The sequence below is a fragment of the Marinococcus halophilus genome, from assembly GCF_900166605.1.
GTDB classification, from domain to species: Bacteria; Bacillota; Bacilli; order Bacillales; family Marinococcaceae; genus Marinococcus; species Marinococcus halophilus.
In genome coordinates, this window is sequence record NZ_FVZD01000006.1 from 1,348,008 (window position 1) to 1,371,550 (window position 23,543).

At 43.1% G+C, this 23,543-nt stretch carries 30 protein-coding genes and 1 pseudogene; 20 read left to right on the forward strand and 11 right to left on the reverse strand.

Translation table 11 applies throughout. The features are described 5' to 3' along the window. Positions 1-62 precede the first annotated feature (62 nt). From B5066_RS12780 to B5066_RS12790, 3 genes are read left to right on the forward strand one after another with little or no spacing between them, the layout of a single operon-like run. Positions 63-1,793, forward strand: a complete 1,731-nt coding sequence (locus B5066_RS12780; RefSeq protein ID WP_079476287.1) for an alpha-amylase family glycosyl hydrolase — start codon at positions 63-65, stop codon at positions 1,791-1,793. Between the two features lie 46 nt (positions 1,794-1,839). Further along, positions 1,840-3,462: a sodium:solute symporter family protein gene (locus tag B5066_RS12785; RefSeq protein ID WP_079476288.1), complete on the forward strand. Its 1,623-nt coding sequence runs from the start codon at positions 1,840-1,842 to the stop codon at positions 3,460-3,462. A 12-nt stretch (positions 3,463-3,474) separates the two neighbouring features. Next, entirely contained in the window at positions 3,475-4,050 is a 576-nt protein-coding gene (locus B5066_RS12790) for a hypothetical protein (RefSeq protein WP_079476289.1), read from the forward strand. A 135-nt stretch (positions 4,051-4,185) separates the two neighbouring features. Here B5066_RS12790 and B5066_RS12795 read toward each other — a convergent pair whose 3' ends face one another. From B5066_RS12795 to B5066_RS12800, 3 genes are all read right to left on the reverse strand, one after another. After that, on the reverse strand, positions 4,186-4,869 hold the full coding sequence (locus B5066_RS12795; RefSeq protein ID WP_079476290.1) for a DUF421 domain-containing protein: 684 nt from the start codon (positions 4,867-4,869) through the stop codon (positions 4,186-4,188). A 92-nt stretch (positions 4,870-4,961) separates the two neighbouring features. Then, the gene (locus B5066_RS17005; protein WP_261763921.1) at positions 4,962-5,090 is read right to left on the reverse strand and encodes a hypothetical protein; all 129 of its coding nucleotides are present in this window, start codon (positions 5,088-5,090) and stop codon (positions 4,962-4,964) included. A 665-nt stretch (positions 5,091-5,755) separates the two neighbouring features. Further along, positions 5,756-6,076 (reverse strand): DUF3243 family protein, encoded by a 321-nt coding sequence (locus tag B5066_RS12800; protein ID WP_079476291.1) that lies wholly within the window; start codon positions 6,074-6,076, stop codon positions 5,756-5,758. Between the two features lie 288 nt (positions 6,077-6,364). Here B5066_RS12800 and B5066_RS12805 point away from each other — a divergent pair, with 288 nt between their 5' ends. After that, entirely contained in the window at positions 6,365-7,087 is a 723-nt protein-coding gene (locus tag B5066_RS12805; RefSeq protein ID WP_158219120.1) for a Na-translocating system protein MpsC family protein, read from the forward strand. A gap of 250 nt (positions 7,088-7,337) precedes the next feature. Here the strand turns inward: B5066_RS12805 and B5066_RS12810 are convergent, their stop codons facing one another. Further along, a complete protein-coding gene (locus B5066_RS12810; protein WP_158219121.1) occupies positions 7,338-7,811 on the reverse strand; it encodes an NUDIX hydrolase in 474 nt (157 codons plus the stop codon). A 543-nt stretch (positions 7,812-8,354) separates the two neighbouring features. Here B5066_RS12810 and B5066_RS12815 point away from each other — a divergent pair. Both B5066_RS12815 and B5066_RS12820 read left to right on the forward strand, forming a co-directional pair. Continuing rightward, entirely contained in the window at positions 8,355-8,579 is a 225-nt protein-coding gene (locus tag B5066_RS12815) for a hypothetical protein (RefSeq protein ID WP_079476294.1), read from the forward strand. 161 nt (positions 8,580-8,740) lie between these two features. Further along, positions 8,741-8,962: a hypothetical protein gene (locus B5066_RS12820; RefSeq protein WP_079476295.1), complete on the forward strand. Its 222-nt coding sequence runs from the start codon at positions 8,741-8,743 to the stop codon at positions 8,960-8,962. 12 nt (positions 8,963-8,974) lie between these two features. Here the strand turns inward: B5066_RS12820 and B5066_RS12825 are convergent, their stop codons facing one another. After that, complete coding sequence (locus B5066_RS12825; RefSeq protein WP_079476296.1) at positions 8,975-9,196, reverse strand: hypothetical protein; 222 nt, start codon at positions 9,194-9,196, stop codon at positions 8,975-8,977. 49 nt (positions 9,197-9,245) lie between these two features. On the opposite strand from B5066_RS12825, the gene B5066_RS12830 reads away from it, so the two are divergent. The 7 genes and pseudogenes from B5066_RS12830 (at position 9,246) to B5066_RS12865 (ending at position 13,982) form a co-directional block, all read left to right on the forward strand. Then, entirely contained in the window at positions 9,246-9,503 is a 258-nt protein-coding gene (locus B5066_RS12830) for a hypothetical protein (RefSeq protein WP_079476297.1), read from the forward strand. Positions 9,504-9,732: 229 nt separating this feature from the next. Beyond that, positions 9,733-9,990: a DUF3923 family protein gene (locus B5066_RS12835; protein ID WP_233133296.1), complete on the forward strand. Its 258-nt coding sequence runs from the start codon at positions 9,733-9,735 to the stop codon at positions 9,988-9,990. A gap of 256 nt (positions 9,991-10,246) precedes the next feature. Further along, positions 10,247-11,146 (forward strand): M23 family metallopeptidase, encoded by a 900-nt coding sequence (locus B5066_RS12840; RefSeq protein ID WP_079476298.1) that lies wholly within the window; start codon positions 10,247-10,249, stop codon positions 11,144-11,146. 92 nt (positions 11,147-11,238) lie between these two features. Continuing rightward, positions 11,239-11,754, forward strand: a complete 516-nt coding sequence (locus B5066_RS12845; protein ID WP_079476299.1) for a hypothetical protein — start codon at positions 11,239-11,241, stop codon at positions 11,752-11,754. A 71-nt stretch (positions 11,755-11,825) separates the two neighbouring features. Next, positions 11,826-12,263: a FosM family fosfomycin resistance protein gene (fosM, locus tag B5066_RS12850; protein ID WP_079476300.1), complete on the forward strand. Its 438-nt coding sequence runs from the start codon at positions 11,826-11,828 to the stop codon at positions 12,261-12,263. Between the two features lie 477 nt (positions 12,264-12,740). Beyond that, positions 12,741-13,372: pseudogene (locus tag B5066_RS12860) on the forward strand (nucleoside/nucleotide kinase family protein). 37 nt (positions 13,373-13,409) lie between these two features. Continuing rightward, entirely contained in the window at positions 13,410-13,982 is a 573-nt protein-coding gene (locus B5066_RS12865; protein ID WP_079476302.1) for a DJ-1/PfpI family protein, read from the forward strand. Between the two features lie 131 nt (positions 13,983-14,113). Here B5066_RS12865 and B5066_RS12870 read toward each other — a convergent pair whose 3' ends face one another. Both B5066_RS12870 and B5066_RS16790 read right to left on the reverse strand, forming a co-directional pair. Further along, on the reverse strand, positions 14,114-14,311 hold the full coding sequence (locus B5066_RS12870; RefSeq protein WP_143745434.1) for a hypothetical protein: 198 nt from the start codon (positions 14,309-14,311) through the stop codon (positions 14,114-14,116). An 11-nt stretch (positions 14,312-14,322) separates the two neighbouring features. Next, on the reverse strand, positions 14,323-14,475 hold the full coding sequence (locus tag B5066_RS16790; RefSeq protein ID WP_179124106.1) for a hypothetical protein: 153 nt from the start codon (positions 14,473-14,475) through the stop codon (positions 14,323-14,325). 204 nt (positions 14,476-14,679) lie between these two features. Here B5066_RS16790 and B5066_RS12875 point away from each other — a divergent pair, with 204 nt between their 5' ends. The 4 genes from B5066_RS12875 (at position 14,680) to B5066_RS12890 (ending at position 16,937) form a co-directional block, all read left to right on the forward strand. Beyond that, positions 14,680-14,910: a hypothetical protein gene (locus B5066_RS12875; protein ID WP_079476304.1), complete on the forward strand. Its 231-nt coding sequence runs from the start codon at positions 14,680-14,682 to the stop codon at positions 14,908-14,910. Next, on the forward strand, positions 14,910-15,143 hold the full coding sequence (locus B5066_RS12880) for a dihydrofolate reductase family protein (protein WP_079476305.1): 234 nt from the start codon (positions 14,910-14,912) through the stop codon (positions 15,141-15,143). The genes B5066_RS12875 and B5066_RS12880 overlap by 1 nt, the downstream gene beginning before the upstream one ends. A 268-nt stretch (positions 15,144-15,411) precedes the next feature. Further along, positions 15,412-16,461 (forward strand): homocysteine S-methyltransferase family protein, encoded by a 1,050-nt coding sequence (locus B5066_RS12885; RefSeq protein WP_079476306.1) that lies wholly within the window; start codon positions 15,412-15,414, stop codon positions 16,459-16,461. Positions 16,462-16,643: 182 nt separating this feature from the next. After that, positions 16,644-16,937, forward strand: coding sequence for a hypothetical protein (locus B5066_RS12890; protein WP_079476307.1), 294 nt, complete (start codon positions 16,644-16,646; stop codon positions 16,935-16,937). A gap of 616 nt (positions 16,938-17,553) precedes the next feature. Here B5066_RS12890 and B5066_RS12895 read toward each other — a convergent pair. Both B5066_RS12895 and B5066_RS12900 read right to left on the reverse strand, forming a co-directional pair. After that, entirely contained in the window at positions 17,554-18,360 is an 807-nt protein-coding gene (locus B5066_RS12895) for a hypothetical protein (protein WP_143745435.1), read from the reverse strand. A 304-nt stretch (positions 18,361-18,664) separates the two neighbouring features. After that, positions 18,665-19,228 (reverse strand): DNA-3-methyladenine glycosylase I, encoded by a 564-nt coding sequence (locus B5066_RS12900; RefSeq protein ID WP_079476309.1) that lies wholly within the window; start codon positions 19,226-19,228, stop codon positions 18,665-18,667. A gap of 181 nt (positions 19,229-19,409) precedes the next feature. Here B5066_RS12900 and B5066_RS12905 point away from each other — a divergent pair, with 181 nt between their 5' ends. Beyond that, on the forward strand, positions 19,410-19,958 hold the full coding sequence (locus B5066_RS12905; RefSeq protein WP_079476310.1) for a dihydrofolate reductase family protein: 549 nt from the start codon (positions 19,410-19,412) through the stop codon (positions 19,956-19,958). A 203-nt stretch (positions 19,959-20,161) separates the two neighbouring features. Here the strand turns inward: B5066_RS12905 and B5066_RS12910 are convergent, their stop codons facing one another. Beyond that, positions 20,162-20,440 (reverse strand): hypothetical protein, encoded by a 279-nt coding sequence (locus B5066_RS12910; protein WP_079476311.1) that lies wholly within the window; start codon positions 20,438-20,440, stop codon positions 20,162-20,164. A gap of 478 nt (positions 20,441-20,918) precedes the next feature. On the opposite strand from B5066_RS12910, the gene B5066_RS12920 reads away from it, so the two are divergent. Both B5066_RS12920 and B5066_RS16795 read left to right on the forward strand, forming a co-directional pair. Next, on the forward strand, positions 20,919-21,776 hold the full coding sequence (locus B5066_RS12920) for an alpha/beta fold hydrolase (protein ID WP_244897370.1): 858 nt from the start codon (positions 20,919-20,921) through the stop codon (positions 21,774-21,776). 263 nt (positions 21,777-22,039) lie between these two features. After that, a complete protein-coding gene (locus B5066_RS16795) occupies positions 22,040-22,195 on the forward strand; it encodes a hypothetical protein (RefSeq protein WP_179124107.1) in 156 nt (51 codons plus the stop codon). Between the two features lie 694 nt (positions 22,196-22,889). Here the strand turns inward: B5066_RS16795 and B5066_RS12930 are convergent. After that, a complete protein-coding gene (locus B5066_RS12930) occupies positions 22,890-23,297 on the reverse strand; it encodes a hypothetical protein (RefSeq protein ID WP_079476314.1) in 408 nt (135 codons plus the stop codon). Positions 23,298-23,543 lie beyond the last annotated feature (246 nt).

Genomic DNA, 23,543 nt, shown 5'->3' on the forward strand with positions numbered 1-23,543 from the left:
ATTTTTTTAAATGTTTCCAAAAACGTTTTTGGAAACAAGAATTTATCCTGGGAGGAAATAAAATGGCTTTAAATGATCATCAAATTCACGAGGTAGAAGCAAAACTACAGTCAATATATGACAGCAAAAACGCGTCTTATTTAATGACGGAGTTGTTGAATTTAGTAGACAGGTACAAAGATCAGGTACCGGATTTTTATAAAAAGGAATCATTTGTTTCGGAAAAGGATACTGTTTTGATCACTTATGGTGATTCTGTGCAGGAGGCAGGTGAAGCTCCTTTACAGACGCTGCATGATTTTTTGAACGATCACATTAAGCCGGTGGTGAACGGCGTCCATATTCTGCCTTTTTATCCGTACAGCTCGGATGATGGCTTCTCGGTAATAGATTATTTTCAGGTGGACCCAGAGCTCGGTGAATGGAAAGATATTGAAGCGATGTCCGCAAATTATGACTTAATGTTTGACGCAGTGATCAATCACATTTCTGCTGGGAGCGACTGGTTTCAAGGATACTTGAAAGGCGATTTGGCATACAGGGACTATTTTATCGAAGCAGATCCTGAAGCGGATTACAGTAAAGTAACGAGGCCAAGAGCGCTGCCGCTTTTGACAAAATTTGAAACGGCCCATGGACCCAAACATATATGGACTACGTTTAGTGAGGATCAAATTGACTTAAACTATAAAAACCCGGACGTAACAGTAAAAATTTTAGAGCTGCTTCTTTTTTACATTAGTAAAGGGGCAAAAATGATCCGGCTGGATGCTATAGGGTTTTTGTGGAAAGAAATGGGGACCACTTCTATTCATCTGGATCAGACACATAAGATGATTCAGGCCTTTAAAATTATCATTGAATCCATCGCTCCTGAAGTTATTTTAATTACAGAAACGAACGTTCCGCACAAGGATAATATTAGTTATTTTGGCTCCGGTTATAACGAAGCGGCGATGGTGTATCAGTTTCCTCTTCCTCCGTTAACATTGCATGCATTTTTAACGGGGAACGCAAAGCAGCTTTCTGAATGGGCAGACAGTCTGGAAGAAACTACAGAAGAGACAACTTTTTTTAACTTTTTAGCTTCTCATGACGGTATAGGAGTTCGTCCGGTAGAAGGCATTCTTGAGAGTGAAGAAGTAGAAAAAATGATTGAAACTGTTTATGAACATGGGGGCAAGGTCTCCTATAAAGACAACGGGAATGGCAGGAAAAGTCCTTATGAGCTAAACATCAATTATCTGGATGCGCTTTCTCACCCTGAGGATGAACAAGAGTTGAAAGCAGCACGTTTCCTGGCAGCCCAGACGATACTTCTATCGATGGCCGGGGTTCCCGGTATCTATATACACAGCTTATTTGGCTCCCGTAATTATCATCAGGGAGTGGAAGAGACTGGGCGTTTCCGTACAATCAACAGAGAAAAGATGGATCGGCAGACGTTGGAGAAGGAGCTACATGATTCAGAGTCACTTCGTTACCAGGTCTTTTCTCAATTCAAACGACTCATAGACCTGAGAACCAACGAAACAGCCTTTCACCCGAATAGTCCACAAGAAGTACTGTTTTTAAACGATCAGGTCTTTGCCTTACGGAGAACTAACAAAGATCATCCAAACGAACAAATTCTCGCATTAGTGAACGTATCCGATAAAGAACAGGAGATTGTTACGGATGCTCCTGCTGCTCAAGCCGCCGTGAAAAATCTCATAACGGGACAGCACCTGGAAGTAAATAACAACAAAATCAAAATGAGATTGAAGCCATACGAAGCTGCCTGGATTAAATAAAAGCCCGGGCAGTTGAAGATGGAACATATTAAAGGAGGAGCATAAAGTGAACAATTTTACGACGATAGATTTTATAGTCCTGATTGTCTATGTTATCGGAATTGCGCTATTTGGAGCTTTTTTTGGCAAGGGCCAGAAATCAACAAAAGATTATTTCCTGGGCGGGCGGAACGTGCCGTGGTGGGCCATCGGACTTTCGGTGATGGCTACCCAGGCCAGCGCGATTACGTTTATAGGTGCTCCGGGGTGGGGGTACGAAGGCGGGCTTGACCGGATTAACACGTATATTAACCTTCCGCTTGTTATGGCTTTTTTAATGGTGACCCTTGTACCGTTTTTTTACCGGACAGAAGTGTATACAGCTTATGAATACCTGGAAAGAAGGTTCGACACGAAAACAAGGTCGCTGACGGCAGCTCTGTTTCTGGTATCCAGGGGCCTTGCGACTGGGGTAGTCCTGTACGCCCCGGCTCTTGTGCTCTCAGTGGTCACCGGGTGGAATGTCAATTTGACAATCGCTCTTATGGCCATAATTGCTATCGCTTACACGGTACTGGGCGGGATTTCTGCTGTAATTTGGACTGACGTGATTCAAATGTTTGTTTTATGGCTTGGGGCCATTTTAGCGATAATTACCATAGTCGGCACACTCCCGGACGGTTTTTCGGGAGCGGTTTCCTTAGGCGCACAGGAGGGGATGCTGGAATCACTGAATTTCCAGTTTGATCTTTCCGCAGAGTATAGCATCTGGGCCGGCGTGATTGGCGGTTTTTTCCTTCACGTTGCTTACTTTGGAGCCGATCAGAGCCAAATTCAGCGTGTCCTGACGAGTAAATCAATCAAAGAAAGTAAAATGTCTTTATTAATCAGCGGTTTGTTTATTTTTCCGCAAATGCTGCTGTTTTTATTTATCGGGATTTTGCTGTACGCTTACTATCAATACGTGGGCCAGCCTGATATAGAAAACCTGAATGAACTGTTCCCGCTGTTTGTAGTAAACAATTTACCAGTAGGAATTACGGGCCTGATTATTGCCGGAGTATTTGCCGCAGCGATGTCGAGTCTGGACTCTGCTTTAAACTCTTTATCTGCCGTAACCGTTCGTGACTTTTATGCGAAATTCCTGAAGAAAAACGGATCAGAGGCCCATTATTTAAAAGCGTCACGCTGGGCAACTATTTTTTGGGGTATCTACGCTACCATTTTTGCTTTTTTTGCCGGGAATCTGGGTCCGGTAATTGAAACGGTCAACCAGATTGGTTCTTACTTTTACGGGGCCTTGCTTGGGGTGTTTTTGTTGGCGATTTTTGTCCGGCGGGCGAACGGCACAGGAGCTTTTGCCGGCGTGATCGCAGGTATGGCAGCTGTATGGCTTGTTATTACATTTGCAGAAATTTCGTGGTTATATAACAACGCGGTTGGCGCTGTTGTTTCGGTCCTTGTCGGGTATGGTGTAAGTCTGCTCGCTCCAGCTCCTAAAAAAGAGAAAACCCAAGGCTTGATCTTTGGCGATAAGGAACCACTGCAGGAAGAACTGGAAAAGCGCCAATCGCAGGCAGAAAAGGTAAAAGAATTAGAAGGGGAACGCTCGATGAAAAAATGGCCGTACATTCTTATTGCTTATTTTTTCGTTACGCTGATAATTCTTTACTTATTCCAAGTAGCATAGGGCGGGGGAAAAATGAACAAATATGTCCTGAACGCAGCGTTAGATCAACAAGAGGCAGTCAGAAATATGAAAGAACATCGACAGAATTTTATCGAAAAGTGGCGGCGTTTATTTAAAAAAGAAAAGAGCAAGCTTATTTCGATTGAAAAACTGTATCTTCCATTCTGGTGCTTTAAATATGAATACAGCAGCAAGCAGCTTAAAAGCAAAATTGAAGGTCAAGTAGCGATAGAAACCTACAGGCACCATACCGCCATTTTGCCGGACAGCACCACTTTTCTTGATTTTGAAGAAGGTCTTCCAGTACTGCCGGTGAAAGGGAAGCCAGTGCCTGAAGCAGCCCGGAATGAAATTTACTGGGAAGCGTTTGGGAGAGAAAAGAAACGAAAAGACATTAAAATCGATATTATCGATACAGCTCTTTTATATGTTCCTTACTGGGTAGGATACGTAAGCGGGCAAGAGTGGGATATTATCATTGCGGATGCGACCACTGGGAAAATTGATCTTGGCCTGAAAGACGCCATGCTCGAAGCGATAATGGCCAGTGCTGCACATAAGGAGGGAAAGAAAAATCCCCAACGATAAAATATTCTATTGATTCCAAAAAATGATGGGATTTTTGTAATCGATTGCAACAACATAGTAAAACCCCGACGTTTTAATAGACCTCGGGGTTTTTCTTTAAAGAATATATCAGTGTGTCAGCTTAAGAGGCTTCTATTAATAGGAAGCTTCTTGTTTTGTCTGAATAAAAAAGCCGTCTTTGTTGCTCCACTCCACAAGATAAAGATCATTCAACTGATGGCCCCAGCGTTGTAATTCTTCATTTAAACGAGTCGGTTCTAAACCGGAAGCTGTTAAATTCGACTGATGAATAGCACCATTTTCAACTATTAAAAACGTAGGTTCGTTTCTTGACACTCGCTCAAAATAGTCACCTTTAGAGAGAGGTTCTTCTTCTGCTTTTTCTAATACACTAACAGTCCCGCTCGTTTCAAGTACAGCGTATTCAACTTCACGCAAGGAGAATATACCCTGCATGCGGAGCAGCGTACGCAGCTGCTCCAATTCCAGTTTATTTTTCTTTAAATTTTTATAATGAACCTTTCCATCCTGAACAAGAACAGCATTGCCTCCTTTAATAAACCAGCGGAAAGCATCGTATTTTTGAGCCAGTGTTTCTAAAATATAAATTAACAGTCCCCAAACCACAAAAGTGAAAACAATATGGTACCACTGAGTCTGGGTGGAATATAATCCTTCTTCAACAATGCCTCCAAGAATCAGGACGTAAACAAAATCTAAGGGGGTGACCTGCGCCAACTGCTTTTTTCCAAGCATTCTGGTAATAATGATGACGCCAACGATTCCGATACCCAGAGAAATAATAATGGACATGAACATTATAGAAGCTCCTTTCTTTTAGAAGGCCGCGCCGAGCGAGCGCCTTAGCCAGCGTGGGAAAAATTATTGGAACAATGTTTATTAAATTTTTCCTAATAAATAGTATCTTTAATGGAAGGAAGTGGTGGGAACATGATTCCACTTGTTTTCGGTGTACCATCAAATTCATAAGTGCCGCCTGCCCGGCCCTGCTTTCTTGTTTTAAATTGATGCGCAGCCAATAAAAAACCTCCTTTTCTATCGCCATGCATATAAAAAAGCTGAAGAACTGCCTGAAGGATACAGGTGGTCCTCAACTTATGCTCCAGGCGCCATAGTCCTGTCATTTCTGTTGGCCAGAGTATTTGTTGTTTTAATAATTAATACTCTGTATCCAAATTAAAGTTAAATTAAACTATTTACTTGAAATTTTAAAACTTATCCTTAGCAATGCATTTCTACATAAATTCGCTTGAGTATATGCAGCACATAAGAAAATCGTATCGATGTTGTTGGCAGAACTTGCTTTTCCCACACGAGCGAAGAAGCAAAGCGGAATTATAAAGATTAGAACCTCAAAAATAAGCAGTATGCACGTTTTAGAGCGCATGTACTGAAGCAGAGGGCATGTTATGATAACTGGCTCCTGCTCTCGGTTACTATATGTTAAAGCTGGAAATTTTTGATCCCAACAAAGCGTTTGTGAAAAGAAATCAGTATAAATTCCAAAAGTATTCCTTTGAGATGCGCAAGGCTTATATTTATGTTAAAGACCATCGGCTGCAGAAGAGAGCCGAAGATGGAATAAATGCCGTCGTCTAAAAGCTTGGAAGGGTATTAAAATAAATGCTAGTGAACCAAAAAAAGCAAATGCCTGCAGGCACTTGCTTTATAATGAGAGTTAAGTTTAATCATTGGTTTGCTGGGCAAGGCGCACCAGCAATCTCGCAAAGGTGTCTTTTTCCTCGTCATTTTCGGTTTCCTGCCATAATTCATGCAGTACTTTTTCTTCGCGGTTTCTTGGTTCTTCGTGTTTATTTAAATAATCGGAGACACGTTTGGCGCCCTGGGCTAATCCTTTTTCGCTGAGATTTAATTTTTCTCCTTTACGAACCTGGTCGCCCAGATAATCTTTAAAAGTGGAAAAATGTTGTAAAATCTCGTCTTTGTTTTCTTGGTCCATCGCTTGAACTTCTTTGTCGGCTTTTTTCGGATCTTCGCTGCTCATCTATGAAGCCTCCTTCAAGTTGGTATGTAAAGGCCTTTCCTTTTCTCCATTGGGTACAAACATCTTTTTCCCCAAAAGGCCAAATTTATTTAAAGCATAAAGGGCCACTTTCAAATGTTTCGTTTTTAAATAAGCGGGAATGGCTAAACCATGGTTATAAGCTATAACTTATAATGGCCGCAATACGAGGACATAAAGCGCCTATCGTGTAAGCCGAAGACTAACCGGAATATTATCGGTGTCTTCGGCTTTTTTATGCTCCTGAACACGAATGAAAGGAGAAATATAATGTTGCCTGCAGATATTCAGCAGCGGTCCCGCCAGGAACAGCAAAAAGAATTGGGAAGCCATGTAAGCCGGGTGCTGCGCGAACACTTTGGCCGCGGGCCGGAGTCTGTATATGTCAGTCTTGACCCGCACAGTGTGGTTATCCATATCCGAAAGTTTCTGGCTCCGATGGAGGAAGTTCTTTTGGATCAGCACGGCCAGGAAGCGGTCGAAGAACTCAGGGAAACGATGATGGCAAAAATGCTGCCGGAAGTTTCCCATGCTTTGTCTCAGCTGATGGAAAGGGAGGGCTGGACATTTTTCGTAGATTGGAACATGACAAACCGTTCCGGCATGATTACCGCCTTGCATGAACCTTCCTTTCAGAATCATCCTTCACTTGAGGATTCACCTCATCAGTCGAGCCTCCAGGAGGGAGTTCGCCAGGTAAGCGTACGCACCGAAAAGGTACCCGGCACGGTTTATGCCCATCAGATTAACGACCGGACCTTCATTGTCGTTCGCTCTGACGTGTTGATCATGATTGAAAAAGAACTAATCCGTACGGGTTACGGAAAAACACTCAAAACTGTGAAGCGTCAGCTGGAGAAGAGATTGCTTTACGAGGAGCAGTTCGACCGGCGGCTGGGCGTAGAGATTCGCGATATTTTCGTTGACTGGGATTTTGAGCAGGATACCAGCGTCGTCGTTCTTCTTACTGATCCGCTGCCCACAAACAATTAAATACGTAAAGCAGCATTAATATCACACATGCCGGTGCTCGAAAGAGTCCGGCATGTTTTTATGTGTTAAATGGAAAATAAGAGTTAATAAGTTTAATGAATTTCACGTAGGTGCGATGATTCTTAACTGCATTGTTTTATAAACACAAGCACCATTTATTTTTTTGCCGCAATAACAGGAACATAAGAAGCATTGGTGGTAAATTTAAGGTATAGTGCATGAAAGATTTACTGATAGCCGAAATATATTATTATAACTCCAAATATCCATGGAGCCAGGAGCGGAAAATCGCAGTGTTCAACTCTCCATCGGTAAAAGTATTGTTTGTCACTCTTTCAACGCATTCGCTAAGGGGGAGGAGATAAACTTGAATAGTTTCATGATCTTCAAGCTGCTGTTCCTGCCAGTCCTGCACGTCATCTGTGAAGAAAAGATGGGTGCGGTCATTGCTCCGCCAGGGAGCGGGGAGCATGTCTCCTAAATAGTTCACCTGGCCGCAGGTATAGCCGGTCTCCTCTGTAAATTCTCTGCGGGCGGCATCAGCTAATGCTTCATGAGGCTCAGCGCCGCCGCCTGGCAGCTGCATGACAAAAGATTCCACAGGCGGGCGGTATTGTTCAATGAACAGCAGGAAGCCGCCCATTTTAGCCAGCACCACAACAGCCTCCGGCTTGTCCAGTGCAATGTATTTTCGCCCCGAAGTGTCCGGGATTTTGTTTGTCAAAGCCATCCTCTCCTTAATGAAGTAGAACTAGAAATGAATTTGTAAGTTTACATATTATGCGCGCTCTAAAAATATAAGGCTTTTCATGTTGTTTAAAGAAAGCCTAAATGCTTGGTTTCTCTGCAAACTTACCGCTTCTAAAACTGAAAATAATAACCGACGGCTATAAGGAGGGAAAAACTGCTGGCCATCAAAAACGTTGGAAGAAGCAGCCGCGAAGCAAGGATTAGCAGCAAACATTAAACACACCGTAACAAAAGAGTGCGTTGGCGCATGCAGGCTCCCCTCCCGTCCATTTGTGACGTACTAATATAAGTGAATGTCATTTTCAGGTATTTAGAGAAAAATTGCAAACGAAGCAAATAGCAAAAGTTTTGAGAAACGGAACATTTGGAAAAAAGGAATAATGTTCATAATTTATGTTAGGGAAACGGATTTGTCAGGGGTAATACATGTTCCGGATGGGGCCGTTACGATCGGTGCCGGCGTAATAGTATTCGGGGGAAGCCGTTCTATGGGTGATTAGAGAAAAGCAGAAAGAACATGCTGGAGATGATCAAGGTGATGAAGATGGGATGGATTAAAGCTATGCACCGGAGCATCATTGTAATTTTTATCCTTTTAATGCTGATGGAGGGAACAGAAATAATACATATGCCGGTTTGGCTGATTTATGCATCAGTGGCTGTAACATTTGTATCGACGTCTATAAACCTGATAGACGCGATTAACGAAAAACGAAGGGAAAAGAAGAATTCGGATATTTAGGTAAAAAATCAAGCATAATAATAGCAGAAGGCTTGGTTAAGGTTGTCGTTGTGAATTGGGGAGTAGTACAATTTAAGTGAATAGGAATAATTTTACATAAGAATGTTCCGGGAGAAAGAATATAAGGGGCTGTTGCTAACAGGGATGCAGGAGGGAACTAAATGAAATTTCTCCAAGTAATGAAAGGGATATTAACGATATGGATTGCTATTCATGGCTTAAGCGCCATGATTTTATTTACGTTATTTATATTTGCGGTTCCGGGCACCGATTTTCCTCTCAGTTCTATCAGGTCGTTGGTTGCTGGGATAATGGGATATGTGGCGGTGGAGTATAAAATAAGGAAGAAAAATGAAAAGAAGCAGGAAAACGTGCAGGAATGATATTAGTAGATATTATTTAAAAATCTCCAGGATAGTAAAAAATGTTTGGAACACCTCAAGTAGCATGCCATGACGCTCTTTGGAACTTGTATCAATTTCATGCTCCGAAACCGGGCTGAAAAATTCAGTATGGGCTTCTGTCACTGTTCCGCCACGCGCATATCCATACGTTTTCGAAGACAATTTAGCAGCTTCAAAGACAATGATCTGCTCTTCATTTAATTCAAGCCACATCTTATCCCTTTCCTATGTAAAAATCATTTTGTCTTTGGTGGTGTTATGAATGATAGTATGGGCGATTTTATTATTGGGTGGGCTTTTATGCTACTTTTATTTAAAAAGAGAATCTTCAGCCGGGCACAGGCCCATCAGCCGGACAATCCGCTCACTTGCGATGGCTTTTTTGGTTATGAACCTGATGGCAATGATTTTTTTCAACGGCAGGCCTATCACTCCAGTAACCTATTTTATGCTTGGTGTAGGAACGATGGCTGTTATAGGTATAGTAGTTGAAACCGTATTGGCTCAAACTCAAAAATAGTGAAGATTGTTATTAAGATGAAAATCTGATGTCTTTGGAGATTTAGAAGCATGGAGGGAGAAGGAAAATACAGGAGGAGTTGAAATTGGATAAGGCCCATAAGCGAATGCTTATTATTAATGCAGTTTTAAGCTATTTTCTAGCGGCAGGTTTAACCGATTTTTAGCCAGTGGGCCTTTTACAGACCAGGAAAGCGATAATCAGCTGTTTTATTTAGGTGTGGCCGGCTATGTCGCTTCATTGGATTGGTAATAGCTTTTATTATTGCTGTGGCACAAAGTCTCATGTAGAAGGTGATACTATCAAGTGGTCGTGGATTGGCTGGTCAATCGTGAATGTGTTTTGGCTGCTTTTGTTTATTCCAAGCTCTGTGTTCGTATGGACAAGGGAAGTGGATGGAGCTGGAGCTGTTCAAACACCGGAAATAAAGCTTCTTTCATTTTTGGTAGTACTACTGGTGTTTCGGTCCCTTTCCTCATTCAAATAACATGAATGATTGTAAACATAGTTGTTCATAAAAAAGAACCGTTCACTAAAACGGTCTATTTATTAAGTTAATAATAGTTTTAAACATTCACATACCATGCCGGCATTTAAATGTGTTGTATTGATTGGGGTATCTGGCCCTCTTTGTAACAAAGGAAACACCCCAGATAAATAGATTTTTTCACCAGCGGGGGCTGGAGGAATGCTTATTAGTTTTATAAAATAAGTTCATCCAATCTGCGAAAGGAGTGTGCGGGATGTTGTTTAGTATTATACAGCTGGCTGTCATTCAATTGCTGCTTCCTGTCATTTTTATTTGGATGCTATGGAAGGGGCGTTTCCAGACAAAAACGGAATGGGCGGTTCAAACACTCTGTACCATCATGCTGGTAGTTTGGGCCGTGTTATCCGGGCGATGGGATATGTTCAGCTACTATCTGCGTGCGCTGCTGTTAGTATTGTTAATCATAGCCGTCTATCGTTCGTACCGAAAACATAGTAATTTGCCGTGGCGCAGGGCTTTGGAAAGAAAACAGAAATGGTCGATCGGAATATTCGTGCTGCTCGGTGCGGTTTTCGCCTGGTACAATGTGTCGATTATTTCAGGGTATACGGCCGAGGAACCGGCGGCAGAGCTTACCTTTCCCCTGAAAAGCGGAACGTATTACATAGCGCATGGCGGGGACGAGGAGCAGATTAATTATCATCAGTCCGTAACGGAACAGCAATACGCGCTGGATATAGTGGAGCTAAATGCATTGGGCACGAGGGCTTCGGGGTTATATCCGAAACAGCTTGGCCGCTACGCGATTTACGGAGCCGCTTTGCATAGCCCGTGCACCGGAAAAGTAGTGGAAGCCGGAAGGGGCCAGGCTGATCAAACACCGCCTCAGTCCGATCCGGAAAATCCTAACGGCAATTATGTCCGTCTTGCCTGTAACAACACGGAGGCCACCGTTTACCTGTCGCACATGCGGGAAGGGAGTGTCGCAGCGAGCGAAGGAGATGAGGTACAGAAAGACCAGGTGCTTGGCCGTATAGGAAATTCTGGGAACACAACAGAGCCGCATTTGCACATTCACGCGGAACACAACGGGAAAGGAATTCCTATAACATTTCAGGAGCGCTTTTTAGTCAGAAATAGTCTTGTCTGGTAAACAGGCGGCTGAGACATTCACGGATGATTTTCTCTCTACCTGGGAATAACCTAAAGTGAAGGGAATCCGCCTATACAGTAAGGAGGTTGACCATGCCGGTTTTTAGCTATTCAGCTCCAACGGTGGGAAAGTCAGAAAAATTATTAGAAATCGAAGACGGCTATAAATATCTCGGAACGATGAGACGCTATTTCTCAAAAAATTCCCGGGGTAGCCCAATCTATGATGTGAACGTTTATATGTACGATGCTGCGGGCGGCGATAAATACGTTATTGAGCAGCTGGATTTCGGAATGGTAAGAGGATACACCTGGGGCGTTTATAAAAATGATGCAGAAATAGGAAAAATCAGAACCCCTCGCGGCCTGTTTAAAAACCACCGGATTGATGTCAGGGTAAACGATTATCCCGGCATTTCGATTAAGGCGAAAACGAGAGGGAAGCATCTTATTCTCGATGAAAACGAAAATAAGATCGGCGAAACCTCCACTACTAACAGCATAAATAAAGTTTATCAGGGGGAGATTTCAGCATTGGTGCTGCCGGAACCGGATATTTTATTTTACGGCGTAATTCATACGTTTTGGTGTGGAATGAAAAGAAATTAATTAAAAAAAAGAATCGTGATGGAAAAGGATTTATAGGGATAAGAAAAATTACAAACAGGGTGGTCTTTTCATTGTTAGTTAAAGGGCTTAATCATTTTTTGTTTTCGGTTTCCGACCTGCAGGCTTCCATTCAATTTTATGAAAAAGTATTTGAAGCCAAGCTGCTGGTAAAGGGGAGGAGCACTGCCTATTTTGATTTACACGGCATGTGGCTGGCTCTTAATCTCGAACAGAATATACCTCGTAATGAAATAAACCAGTCGTATACGCATATTGCTTTTTCTATTGAAGAAGCTGATTTCCAGGACACATATGATAGGTTAGTAAAATGGAACGTCAACATTTTGAGAGAGCGCCCGCGGGATGAAAAAGATAAAAGATCGATTTATTTCACAGATCCAGACGGCCACAAATTTGAATTTCATACGGGAACACTGGAAGACAGAATGAACTATTACAAGCAGGATAAAAAACATATGAAGTTTTCTGATTTATATGATCATTATTGAAAATACAGATGGGCGGTGTGGGAAGCGACAAAATGAATAATAGTGCAATTGTTCATGTCAAAACTCCTAGAGGTAATGATGCTTCTTCAAAAAATTGCTTATTTCACTAATTGGTTAATTATTATTCCTGGATATTTGCTTTTTATACCATTTCTTCTCCCAGCCAGCATTATAGGAGATTTTTGGTTTTATGAGTACGACTTTTATGGCCCTATAGCTATTTCTTTATTTGTTTTTATATTTGGAGTATTTGGATTAGCTTTATCGCTTGCTTTACAAATTAGACATTTAATTATACTGTCCCTAATCCTATTTTTTCTTCCTTTTATCATCATCGCATTCACTTTGTGGTGGTATTAATAATAAATAGTGAAAATTAATGAAAAATGTAAACGTCAATAAAAGTCGACAAGGAAGAGCCGATAAAGCAAGCTAGGAGATTAATAACCTGTATATTCCGCAAAAGAGGAAGAAATGATGAGTATTATTTGCTTAGAAGGGATCAGCGCAGTGGGAAAACTACGACAGCGGAAGAATTGGCACACACAACGAATGCTTGTGTGGTTCCTGAAGTCAATTTGTTATTTGAACGCCCCCGAAAATCATCTCACACATGGTATTTAGAACGCCAGGTTGAGCGATGGTGTTTAGCTGAAGAAAAACTAAAGGATTACGAAACTGTGATTCTTGATGGAGACGTTTTTCAGCCGCTCAGCTACAACTGGTGCTTTGATTTTCAGATATACAACCAGAGCCTGAATTTTATTTCTGAATTCTATCAAAAAGCGATTCGGGCTGGCAGAATACAGTTTCCGCACAAGTATTTTTACTTGTATGCCAATGAAACAAATTTAAGGTGGAGAAAAGAAAACGACCAAACGCGGACAAGAAAAAATTTCGAAAAACATATAGGAATTTCACAATCCCATCAACGTTACTACGAGGCATTAAACCAATTCCGGCCGGGTTATGTGAAGCTATTAGAAGCAGCAAATAGTAAGGAAGCCGCAAAAGTTGTCTTTCATCAGCGACCGCTTGCTGCTCAAGACCTAAACCCGGAAATATTTCTTCAAAATATAACCAGATGGTTAAAGGAAAACAAAGCTTAATTTCCGCATTCAAACGCATAGGAAAAGGAGACTATTAATGAAAATCGCTTTTTTGCTTTTTAACCAGATGACTTCGTTAGATTTTGTTGGTTTTTATGATAGTGTCACCCGTTTGCAAACCATGGGGTATTGCCCCGATTTATCGTGGGACATTTGCGCACTTGAAGAAAATGTCTCTGATGATCGTGGGATCCATTATCATATTGAAACGGTGCAGCCTCCTTTAGCAACGTATGATATGGTGTTTGTTCCGGGTGGCATGGGCACAAGAAAGCTTAAAAATGATAAAACATTTACCGATTGGCTTTCAACTGCCCAGGCCGTGCCTTTAAAAGTATCTGTATGTACAGGTTCTTTACTGTTTGGAGGTGCCGGGTTTTTGCACGATCGTCAGGCTACAACGAACCCTTCCGCATTGGACTTACTGGGAGAGTATACAGAGAAAGCACAGGCGAAAAGAATCGTGCAGGACGTGAAAAGCGATACCATTATCACGGGCGGCGGCGTAGCGGCTTCCATTGATCTGGGGTTATATGTATGCGAATTTTTATCCGATCGTCAAACCGCCTTAGTTATTGCAGATAAAATGGATTACCCGTATTACTTCTAAATCAATTTACCAAAGGAAGCAGTAAGGCCCCAATAAGCATACCGAGAAGAAAATACATCAAAATTCGTAAATACCTGTTTTTCATGTTTGCCACCACCTTTACATGCGAATGTAAAACCAGCCTCTTCCAACTACCCACCTTCGGATGCTCTTTTCTTTTGTTTTATCTTATGATCGATGGCGATATGCCCAAATGAACCTGCTACTGCTGCCCACATAAAACTAAAAGGATTATGAATGCCTGAGACGCCAACCATAAACAACAAAGATAGAATTACTGTAGTCGTGCCATGAATCAATACCCATGCTATCAGTATTCCTTTAATCACCTGGAGTGTCCTCATCCGGTTTTGTCCACGTCCCGGCCTGACGAGGACTTTTCCAGCGCTTGCGCCCGTTGCTCCGAACGTTGTAATTTAACGTTAGTCCGGTACATTTCAGCAAGAATAACTAACATCAAACCGGCGAATGGAAAGATGATCGTCCAATCCATGCAAACACTCTCCTTTGTATTTTTCAATGAATTCTTCCTGTTCCTTATATTACCATTTTATTCAAAGAGAGCTAAAGTTTGGATTTATTTTGGTATACCGTAGTTATTAAAAGTGAACAAATTTTTGCCTTTAAAAAAAAGCGATAGTCTATTTAACATTCTATATGGAACCTATTTATTTACATATTCTCCAGGGAGGTAAAGATGCGCTGGAAAAACAGACAATTATATAAACACGACACAAATCCTAAAACGAAAAAAGATAAGCTGGATGATTATCTTGTGGAAAGAAGAGAGAAAAAGCAGGAAAAAAGAAAACAAGCAGGTCCAGCTATGCTCACCATTTTTGCATTAATTGTTCTTTACCTGGTTGGAGCAGCTGTATTTGGCTATAGTACCGAACCTTTGGACCGTATCATGGACGTCCTTGAATAATGCATATATCTTTTGAGACAGATGGCAGCGAAAACGCTATCCATCAGGTCAATGAGGCGGCCAGAGAAAAAATTTCTTCGTGCCTCGGGGCGGACGTCGGCCAGCAGCTGCTGAGAGCGAAGCTTGCGGACGAACTGCAGGTCGTGCTTGCGGCCTGTGTTCTTGGTAGCGGCTGGCGTTTATTTGACCATCTGGAGGACCTTGAGATTCACCTGAAAAATAATAAACCATAGGAATGGCCAGGCAAGTGGAAGTCTGGTACCGGTTTATTAAAGAAGAATAAATAACTTCAAGAGAGTTAAAGAAATAGGAACTTTTTCTGAAAATGAGAAAAGTTTTTCATGGACGCTTGACAATGAAAGAAGTCCTGCGTATATTAGGTTCAACTCTTTGGAAAATGCGGGCGTAATTTTCATATAAATGACTGAAAATACAAAAAAAGCAGAAAGAAAAATAGGCTGCCAGAGAGAGTAGTTCAACAGAGAGAAGGGTGGAGAAAAAATGAAGCGCAGTTTACAGGAGCGTTTAGAAGCAGGGCCGGTTATCGCGGGAGAAGGATACTTATTTGAACTTGAACGTCGGGGGTATCTACAGGCAGGCACATTCGTGCCGGAAGTGGCACTTGAAAACCCTGAAGCGTTAAAGCAGACGTACCGGGACTTCATGCGTGCCGGTTCGGACGTGATACTGGCGTTCACGTACAACGCCCACCGGGAAAAAATGAGAATCATTGGAAAAGAGGATCTGCTTGAGCCGCTGAACCGCCAGGCGATCCGTCTGGCCAAAGAGGTGGCCCAGGAACATCCGGAGGAAGAAGCGCTCGTAGCAGGCAATATTTCCAATACTAATATTTTTAATCCGGACGATGAGTCTTCTAAAACGGCTGTCCGTGACATGTTTGCCGAAATGATCGGATGGTGCAGCGAAGAGGGCGTCGACTACATTAAAGGCGAAACCTTCTATTACCACGAAGAAGCACTAATTGCGCTCGAAGAAATTCAGAAGCAGGGGCTGCCGGCTGTTATCACTCTCGGGTTGATGGGTGAAAATATTTTGCGGGATGGTTATACGGTGGAGGAGTCCAGCCGCATTTTATCCGAGAGCGGTGCTTTAGTGGTCGGGATGAACTGCTTCCGCGGCCCGGATACGATGCAGCCGTATTTAAACAAAATCCGGGAATCGGTGGACGGGTATGTGGCAGGACTGCCGGTGCCGTACCGCACGACGGAAGAGCATCCAACCTTCTTTAATCTGCCGGACGCCGGATGCAGCTGCCATACGCCGCTGGAAACAACGTTCCCTACCGCCCTGGACCCGCTGTACCACAACCGCTATGAACTGGCAGAGTGGGCAAGGGAAGCGACCAATGCCGGAGTGAATTACATCGGCCTGTGCTGCGGGGCTTCTCCAGCTATGCTGCGGGCGGTGGCGGAAGCTGCTGGCTTGGAGACCTTGAGTTCAGAGTATTCGCCGAATATGGAGAAGCACTTCCTGTTCGGCCAGGACGATACTCTTCAGAAGCACAATACGAGCTACCGGACAAAAGCATAACAATGAAAGAAGCTCTCCTGGTATCTATTCAGGAGAGCTTCTTGTGTTTGCGTTTCACTAACAGAAAAGTGCGTTCACATGAATGAGTATTCGGTAATAGTTAGATAAAAAGGGTAACGGGCAGGAATTTATTTGCCGAACCAAGAATTCTAACAGTAATTAAGCTGAGAAGGAGTGGCCATGTGCAAAATATTATGCTCACATCGGTACGGTTGGATCGACTGCCGGTGTCTTACCGTGAGGCGGTGTTAACGATGGTGGAAGAAGATGGGGTGGTGGTGCGGTGGAACGTAGATATAGAAGAAGCAGATCATGAATTGTTTGGGCAAAATAATAACCGTTTTCGGTTTTGGCTGGACTCAACAGACAGCGGTGGCCAGATGTATAAGGGACCGTGCATGATTGAATCCGTATCGATGAAAGGCCGCTTCGTCAAATTGTCCGGTACAGGCCCTCTGGTCATAGAGGAAATATGAGGTTTGTGAAGAAGGGCCGCATAGACCTCCTGAGCAGCATCATGAACAACGTCGCAGTTTTTATAAGCATGCTTTTGCCTCATGCACGCACTGTGCAAACGCTTTAATATTAAAGATGCAACCCTTTTTCTTTCCCTCGGGGGATACGGTATGTAACGGAAGTATTCCTCTTTCCCTGGAGCTCTGCTGAAAGGCAGAGCTTTTTTTATATGGCGGCAGCTGTTGAGGGGTTAGCGTAAAGTTTAAAATATAATAATTGGGGAAACTGTAGTATAGAAATGCATTGTACTTATTTATTTTAGACTTTACATTTTATTCGATTAACCAAATATATAATTCTGACTCTCCTTTTAATGGAGGCGTTGAATTTGCTTCCTCGCTTTTAATTATTGTAAAAAGTGGAAGCCTGGGAAAAGGAGAGAAAGCATGATAACTACACTGACAATTCTCGGTTACGGTGCCTTTTGCTGTGCCATACTGGCCCGTCCGTCAGCCACTCAGAAGCCAAAAAGCTAAAAACAAAAAAGCATGAAATACGGAAAGGGACTGGGCCACATACGGCGCAGTCCCTTTTTTATACGATTACTTTATTGGGCACTGGCAGAGTGAAACATGTTTATTTCATGGAATTTACGAGCTGTAGAGCCTCCACGGGAGGAAGACTGCCGCGTACAGCATAAACAGTTTTTCCTTCCCGCCAGCGGATATCTACGGTTACATCATCACGGGACGGGGCGTAATAGATATCGACGACTCCCTGCTCGGCAGAGTCGGGGAGGGGATGATGCTTGAGGTATTCTGCTATTTGACGGAGCACCTCTGTATGGTTGAGGTTATCCGAAGATGAGGAAGAAAGGCTCACCAGCCACGGCCCCTGCTTCCCGCTGTAATGATACTGATCGACGCCCTCCTGCGCGTGTCCGGATAATCCATCCTGAAGCGCCTTAACCCCCGGCCTGGCGGGATCAACGTTTTTGCCTTCCCGGAAAGTTTCAATCTCTCTGGAGGCCTCCTCGAGATCCAAGTACTGGGCGGCTGTTACGTGGGCGAGAGGCTTCCCGCTATTGGTATGATACTGGATACTGTAAGTAGTGGAATTATTGGAAGCCACAGATCCCTGGACATAGCGGGCCTGCTGGTCCGGGAAACGGGCAGGAAGCCTGATCTGGGCGCTATTCATTAAAAGCTCGCCGCGAATCCTTTCAGCCTCCTGCCCCGCCGGCGTGGGAGAGAAGGAGTTTTCCCGTTGAGGCTCCGGCTGGGGAAAGGGATCTTCCTCCACGTCATCTTTGGATAACTCCTCCTGCTGCCCGGCCAGCTCTTCAGCATCTGAAGTTTGCGGGGCATCTTTTTCACTTGTACACCCCAAAACAGCACTAGCAAGCAAGGGCCCTGACAGAACCCACAGCAACAGCTTTTTCAAACTGGTCCCTTCTTTCTGAATGGAAGTAGTATAAGACTGGGTTGAAATTTTTCCCAAAATAAAATAAGCCAGAAAAAGGCTGAGGCTCTTTTTCTGGCTTATGGAGTGGTGGTAGTATCCATCCATTGCTACCATATTTGTTTTGGGAATTCCCCGCAGAGAATGCAATAAAACCGGTTATATTGACAGGCTGCTCCTGGCTGGCCTGAATACATTTATTTATAGTGACAGCAAGCTGCTTTAAGATGGCTGCCTGCGGGTCATCATTTCATAAGGCATTGTGATAGGCCCGATGAGCGCCGCTTTAGTCAATATTCGACGTGTGGAATCTGCAGGACGTAATATGGTCATCCACCATGCCGATCGCCTGCAGAAAAGAATAAGTGATCACCGGGCCTATGAATTTAAATCCTCTTTTTCTTAGATCCTTACTGATCCTGACGGATAAAGGGGACTGGACAGGGATTTCCGTGTCAGCTGACCAGCTATTTATCATCGGTTTAAAATCCACATAGCTCCATAGGAAATCGGCAAAGCTTCCGAATTCGTTTTGTATTTTTAATACCGCCTCTGCATTGGAACGGACCGATTGAAGCTTCGAAAAATGCTTGATGACTTGATAATTCTCTTTGATGGCTTCCAGGTCTGTGTCTGTAAGCCCGGCGCAGTATTCGAGGTCATAGTTGTTGAAGGCGGAGCGGTACGCTTCCCGTCTCGCTAATACAATACTCCACGATAAGCCGGCCTGCGCCCCCTCCAGCGTAAGCATCTCGAAGATGTACCGGTCATCCCGGCTCGGTCTGCACCATTCTTCATCATGGTACGTTTGCAAGAGTTCACTGTTTTGCGGCCATAAACATTGTTCCATCGACTATGTTCTCCTTTCCTCCTGTTGAATTTACTGTACCATGCAAAACAGGACAACTGCGTGTCATATTAAAAATTGTGCCATTCGGCAAAGTTATTATTCCAGCTTCTATATTAATAATTTGAAAGGATTTTAGGAAGGCAAGGGAGAAAAGAATAAAAAAAGAAACGGAGGGAAGATCGTGGCAAAGGTATGTCTGGGCATGATTTTATCGCTGGATGGGTATGTTAACGACCGCCACGGAGAGATGGGAAAGATTTATGCCAGCTTTGAGCCGAATGAAGCGATTGAAACGGCGATGGCTAACACGGGAGCTGTAGTGATGGGGCGGAACAGCTTTGATGAAAGCCCGGACCCGGATGCCTACGCGGATGATTATGAATTTCAGGTGCCGTTGTTTGTGCTGACGCACCGTCCGCCGGCGAAGCATCCCAGGGAAAATCAGAACCTTACAATTACCTTCGTGACAGACGGCATTGAAAGCGCGGTCCAACAGGCCAGAGAAGCAGCCGGAGAAAAAGACGTCGTGGTGCTCGGGGCGGATATCGGCCAGCAGCTGTTAAAGGCAAAGCTTGTGGATGAACTGCAGGTCGCGTTTGCGCCTATCATACTCGGTCAGGGACTGCGGCTGTTTGAGCACCTGGAGGGCCATGAAATTCATCTCGAAAAGCTGCGCACCATTGAGACCGACCAGCAGGTGGAGATCTGGTATAAGGTCATAAAGAAATAATGGAAAATTTAAAGGCCAAGAAAGCAAGCATTTAACAGATTTATAAAGTTTTAACCATTAAGGTGAAGCGCTCCTGCATTTATAGCTGGAGCGCTTCTATTTCTATGCTTACATTTAAGAATTTAAAAAAGCGGTTATACTATCTGGACAAAACCGTTCATTAGTATCTTATTTCCAACCCTTAAGATGTTTCATTACATATGCTACGAAGGCTCTGCCTCTTCCCAAACCTGTATCAATCGCGGCAGAGGAATAGCTTCAAGAACCACATGGGCTTGAAGCCCGCGACGGGAATGATCGTCAATGGGCTCGATATGCACAAGGTTTTCCTCCCGGAAAAAATAGAATACATCCTGCAATTTTTGCTCCTCTTTGGCGTTCAAATACAAAAAAGCTGGATCGCCCTGAATTAAGAACGTAGATACATCCTCGCCGGCATGTTTATTCAAGCGCTGAAATGCTTCTTCCAGTTTCCATTTCATATGAAGTCCTCCTTAAATAAGGTAATTTTATTTTTGAGTGCTCTTGGAGCATCCCGGGGATGATTTATTCCCGTTTTTTGATTCTGCCTTTATTATAAGAGACTGAGATGAGTCCTTCTTTATAAAAAAATGAGAAATTGATGAGAACAGCAGGGGAAATGTGTCGAAAAACTGATAGAAGGTTCTTAAGGACCGGTGAAATTTTATAAAAGGAGAAGAAAACAATTATTTAACAGAAACTATGCAGCATCAAGCTATGAAACAAATTTCTCCAGTAGTACAGCGTGAAGGCTTTTTCGTGAGTGCCCGCAGTTAAAAATGTAACCGACTTATATTTAAGAATAGGAGTATACGGGAAGAACAAAGGAGAAAATCTTTTAAAGGAGGTTATTTTTGCTTATGCCTTACTGAATAATACCGTGTTATTAATTACTCTGAAATTAGGGTTGTGTAAAGAAATGCTTAAGGAGGCAAAAACATGAAGCCAAATCAAACTACAACAGAAGAGGAATTTAAACAACATCAACGATCTGTCATGCTGGAAGGCATCGTGGACGAAGCAGTGAAAGTGAATTATACAGATACAGGCTCAGGCCCGCCGCTCGTGCTGCTGCACGGCATACCGACCTGGTCGTATTTGTATCAGGCTGTCATTCCGGAGCTGGAGGATAATTACCGGGTGATCGTCCCGGACCTTCTGGGCTATGGCTATTCCGACCAGCGAGACCGCTTTGACCGCTCGCTTCATGTGCAGGCGAAATTGGTTATCAGGCTTATGGAACATCTGGAGATTGAACAGGCGCATGTAGCGGCTCATGATATCGGGGGAGGTGTCGGGTTAATTCTTGCTCTTGAAGAGCCGGAACGAATCGATAAATTGGTGCTTTCCAACACCGTCGCTTACGACTCCTGGCCGATTGAAGAAATGCTGATGGTCGGACACCCGTCGTGGAAGAACAAATCTCTTCAGGACATGGAAGACTTTCTCTCGAAGGGTTATAAAGGCGTATTTGCCCAGCAGGATCAGCTGACGGACACCTTCTTACAGGGAATCATGGCTCCATATTTACATGAAGAAGGCAAGCTCAGCCTTGTACGTAATGCGGCGGCCCTGAACACAAATCATACTACTTCTATTACTCATAGGCTTTCCGAGATCAAGCATCCTGTGCTTATGCTGTGGGGGACCCAGGACCCGTGGCAGCCGGTGGAAACAGGAGAGATGCTGGAGAAGGACCTGCCAAACAGCCGGCTGGTCAGAATAAACCAGTCAGCCCACTGGGTGCCTCAGGAAGCGCCGAGGGAGTTCGCCACAGAAATTAAAAAGTTTATTTAATCTAAGTGTTGTTCCCACTTATTAAAAATAAATAACTAAGAGGCCAGTCGGGCAAGCTGGCCTCTTTTTACTGAAAAACATCTGGGTGCATTTAATATGTGGTAGTACTGCAAGCATTTGCACCTTTTTTCTTTAAAGTTAACCGGCATATTGGTCTTGTCAGAGAATAATAATTAGAAGAATTAAAACGATTTTTTACTTTTTAGTATTATTTATCTCCGGACTTAGCTTCCTATTATTTTACATTCATGGAAGAGGCATTTATGGTTACTGTAAGCGTAACATTCTTCACCGGTCTGGTAGCGGCTCTGGTTGCCTTTGCCATCGAGAGCTGTTTATTAATGGGGCTGGGCGTTTTATTAGCGATCAGCACCCCTATTTTTATAGGCATTTTAATTCTTGCGGACATGTTTTTTTAGAGGCCTGGGGTAAACGCTTTTTTTCTAAGCGATTAGTTTATAAGGAGCTGGGTAGATCATGCGCCTGAAGACATTCATGAAAAGAACTATATACGTTGTACTTACTGTCTATACCATTGTGTATGTGGCTTATAGCATAAAAACGGGAGACTGGGATTTTTTTGTTTATATTTTTGGTCTCGTTTTAATGGCTAGTCCTTTTATGGGCATGTATTATGTATTTTTTCCGCCACGTCCATAGATATAACCACACAAAAAACCTGGCGTGGGTATCTTTTTCCGGGTCTCCTGGTGAGCAATCTTCTCTAACTTTTTTGAGGAGCAGAAGCAAACCTATTACTTATTCTATAAATGGAATGATATAAAAGATCAAGAAAAACATGGTTCTTCCGCTTTAGGGAAGGGAGCGCCGCAGCCAAACCTGGCAGGGTGAGAAGAATCATCACAAGTAAGATCCCGGAGATGCTCTGGTAGAGAGAAAAAGAACCCTCCTGCGTGAATGGGGGGAGCGATTCGATTGGGTGAAGTCATAAGTATCAAATCCTTCAGAGAGAGGAACACAGCACCGAGCTATGCCTCAGCTCGTTATCGTTTAGCATAAACCATCGAATGGGGGAACACCGCATATGTCTCTCCTTTCGTATAGAGCGTTTATCTTTGCGATTCTATAACTATTTGTGAATTATTAAACCTTTTAATTCAATGATTCCAATCTATATGATTTTATTTCTCTTATTTTTCCAGACTTTGCCGTGCTGCTAAATACGTATACCTCGCAAAAATCAATTTTTGTGTCATCTGTTAATGAAATTAACCCGTTTATTGAAGCGAATTTCCCGTGTGTGATTACTTGATAAATTTCGATACAGTCAATGCCTGCTCTATTTTCATTCTGCAAAGCAGCAATTAATGAACCCCGCCCTTCTATTTTTTGTTTGTCTTTTAACTGGTACCATGTAATAGATTCATCCGAATATTGCTTAATAATTTCAATCCGCTGTTTTAATACTGCCACTGTAAAATCGATCACTATTTGTTTTCTTGGGGCATTACCGCACCCCTCGGGAATGATTATCTTCGTTTCATCTGATGAACTGTCCAATGAATTCAACCTCCTAATACGACTGAATATATTCGGAAGTACTCCTTTTAATTTGAATAGCTTATTGTCTTTATGCTATCCAGTTTAGCATAGAGCGTTACTTAAAAATTACTATTTTGAAATATAGGGAAAAGGCACCCTTTAGCTTTACAGGGTTAGTTACCAATCACTTTCAGGGTTATTTTACATATTTTTAACGGGGAGGAGAGGGCACCACCATACCACTCCATTTCCAGAGGCAAAATG

What these genes read in the sequence shown, in the direction of transcription:
- B5066_RS12780 (WP_079476287.1), top strand. Translation starts at nt 63, where the DNA reads ATGGCTTTAAATGATCATCAAATTCACGAGGTAGAAGCAAAACTACAG.
- B5066_RS12790 (WP_079476289.1), top strand. Translation starts at nt 3,475, where the DNA reads ATGAACAAATATGTCCTGAACGCAGCGTTAGATCAACAAGAGGCAGTC.
- B5066_RS12795 (WP_079476290.1), bottom strand. Translation starts at nt 4,869, where the DNA reads ATGTTCATGTCCATTATTATTTCTCTGGGTATCGGAATCGTTGGCGTC.
- B5066_RS12800 (WP_079476291.1), bottom strand. Translation starts at nt 6,076, where the DNA reads ATGAGCAGCGAAGATCCGAAAAAAGCCGACAAAGAAGTTCAAGCGATG.
- B5066_RS12805 (WP_158219120.1), top strand. Translation starts at nt 6,365, where the DNA reads ATGTTGCCTGCAGATATTCAGCAGCGGTCCCGCCAGGAACAGCAAAAA.
- B5066_RS12815 (WP_079476294.1), top strand. Translation starts at nt 8,355, where the DNA reads ATGCTGGAGATGATCAAGGTGATGAAGATGGGATGGATTAAAGCTATG.
- B5066_RS12820 (WP_079476295.1), top strand. Translation starts at nt 8,741, where the DNA reads ATGAAATTTCTCCAAGTAATGAAAGGGATATTAACGATATGGATTGCT.
- B5066_RS12825 (WP_079476296.1), bottom strand. Translation starts at nt 9,196, where the DNA reads ATGTGGCTTGAATTAAATGAAGAGCAGATCATTGTCTTTGAAGCTGCT.
- B5066_RS12830 (WP_079476297.1), top strand. Translation starts at nt 9,246, where the DNA reads ATGATAGTATGGGCGATTTTATTATTGGGTGGGCTTTTATGCTACTTT.
- B5066_RS12835 (WP_233133296.1), top strand. Translation starts at nt 9,733, where the DNA reads ATGTCGCTTCATTGGATTGGTAATAGCTTTTATTATTGCTGTGGCACA.
- B5066_RS12840 (WP_079476298.1), top strand. Translation starts at nt 10,247, where the DNA reads ATGTTGTTTAGTATTATACAGCTGGCTGTCATTCAATTGCTGCTTCCT.
- B5066_RS12845 (WP_079476299.1), top strand. Translation starts at nt 11,239, where the DNA reads ATGCCGGTTTTTAGCTATTCAGCTCCAACGGTGGGAAAGTCAGAAAAA.
- B5066_RS12865 (WP_079476302.1), top strand. Translation starts at nt 13,410, where the DNA reads ATGAAAATCGCTTTTTTGCTTTTTAACCAGATGACTTCGTTAGATTTT.
- B5066_RS16790 (WP_179124106.1), bottom strand. Translation starts at nt 14,475, where the DNA reads ATGGATTGGACGATCATCTTTCCATTCGCCGGTTTGATGTTAGTTATT.
- B5066_RS12875 (WP_079476304.1), top strand. Translation starts at nt 14,680, where the DNA reads ATGCGCTGGAAAAACAGACAATTATATAAACACGACACAAATCCTAAA.
- B5066_RS12880 (WP_079476305.1), top strand. Translation starts at nt 14,910, where the DNA reads ATGCATATATCTTTTGAGACAGATGGCAGCGAAAACGCTATCCATCAG.
- B5066_RS12885 (WP_079476306.1), top strand. Translation starts at nt 15,412, where the DNA reads ATGAAGCGCAGTTTACAGGAGCGTTTAGAAGCAGGGCCGGTTATCGCG.
- B5066_RS12900 (WP_079476309.1), bottom strand. Translation starts at nt 19,228, where the DNA reads ATGGAACAATGTTTATGGCCGCAAAACAGTGAACTCTTGCAAACGTAC.
- B5066_RS12910 (WP_079476311.1), bottom strand. Translation starts at nt 20,440, where the DNA reads ATGAAATGGAAACTGGAAGAAGCATTTCAGCGCTTGAATAAACATGCC.
- B5066_RS12920 (WP_244897370.1), top strand. Translation starts at nt 20,919, where the DNA reads ATGAAGCCAAATCAAACTACAACAGAAGAGGAATTTAAACAACATCAA.
- B5066_RS16795 (WP_179124107.1), top strand. Translation starts at nt 22,040, where the DNA reads ATGGTTACTGTAAGCGTAACATTCTTCACCGGTCTGGTAGCGGCTCTG.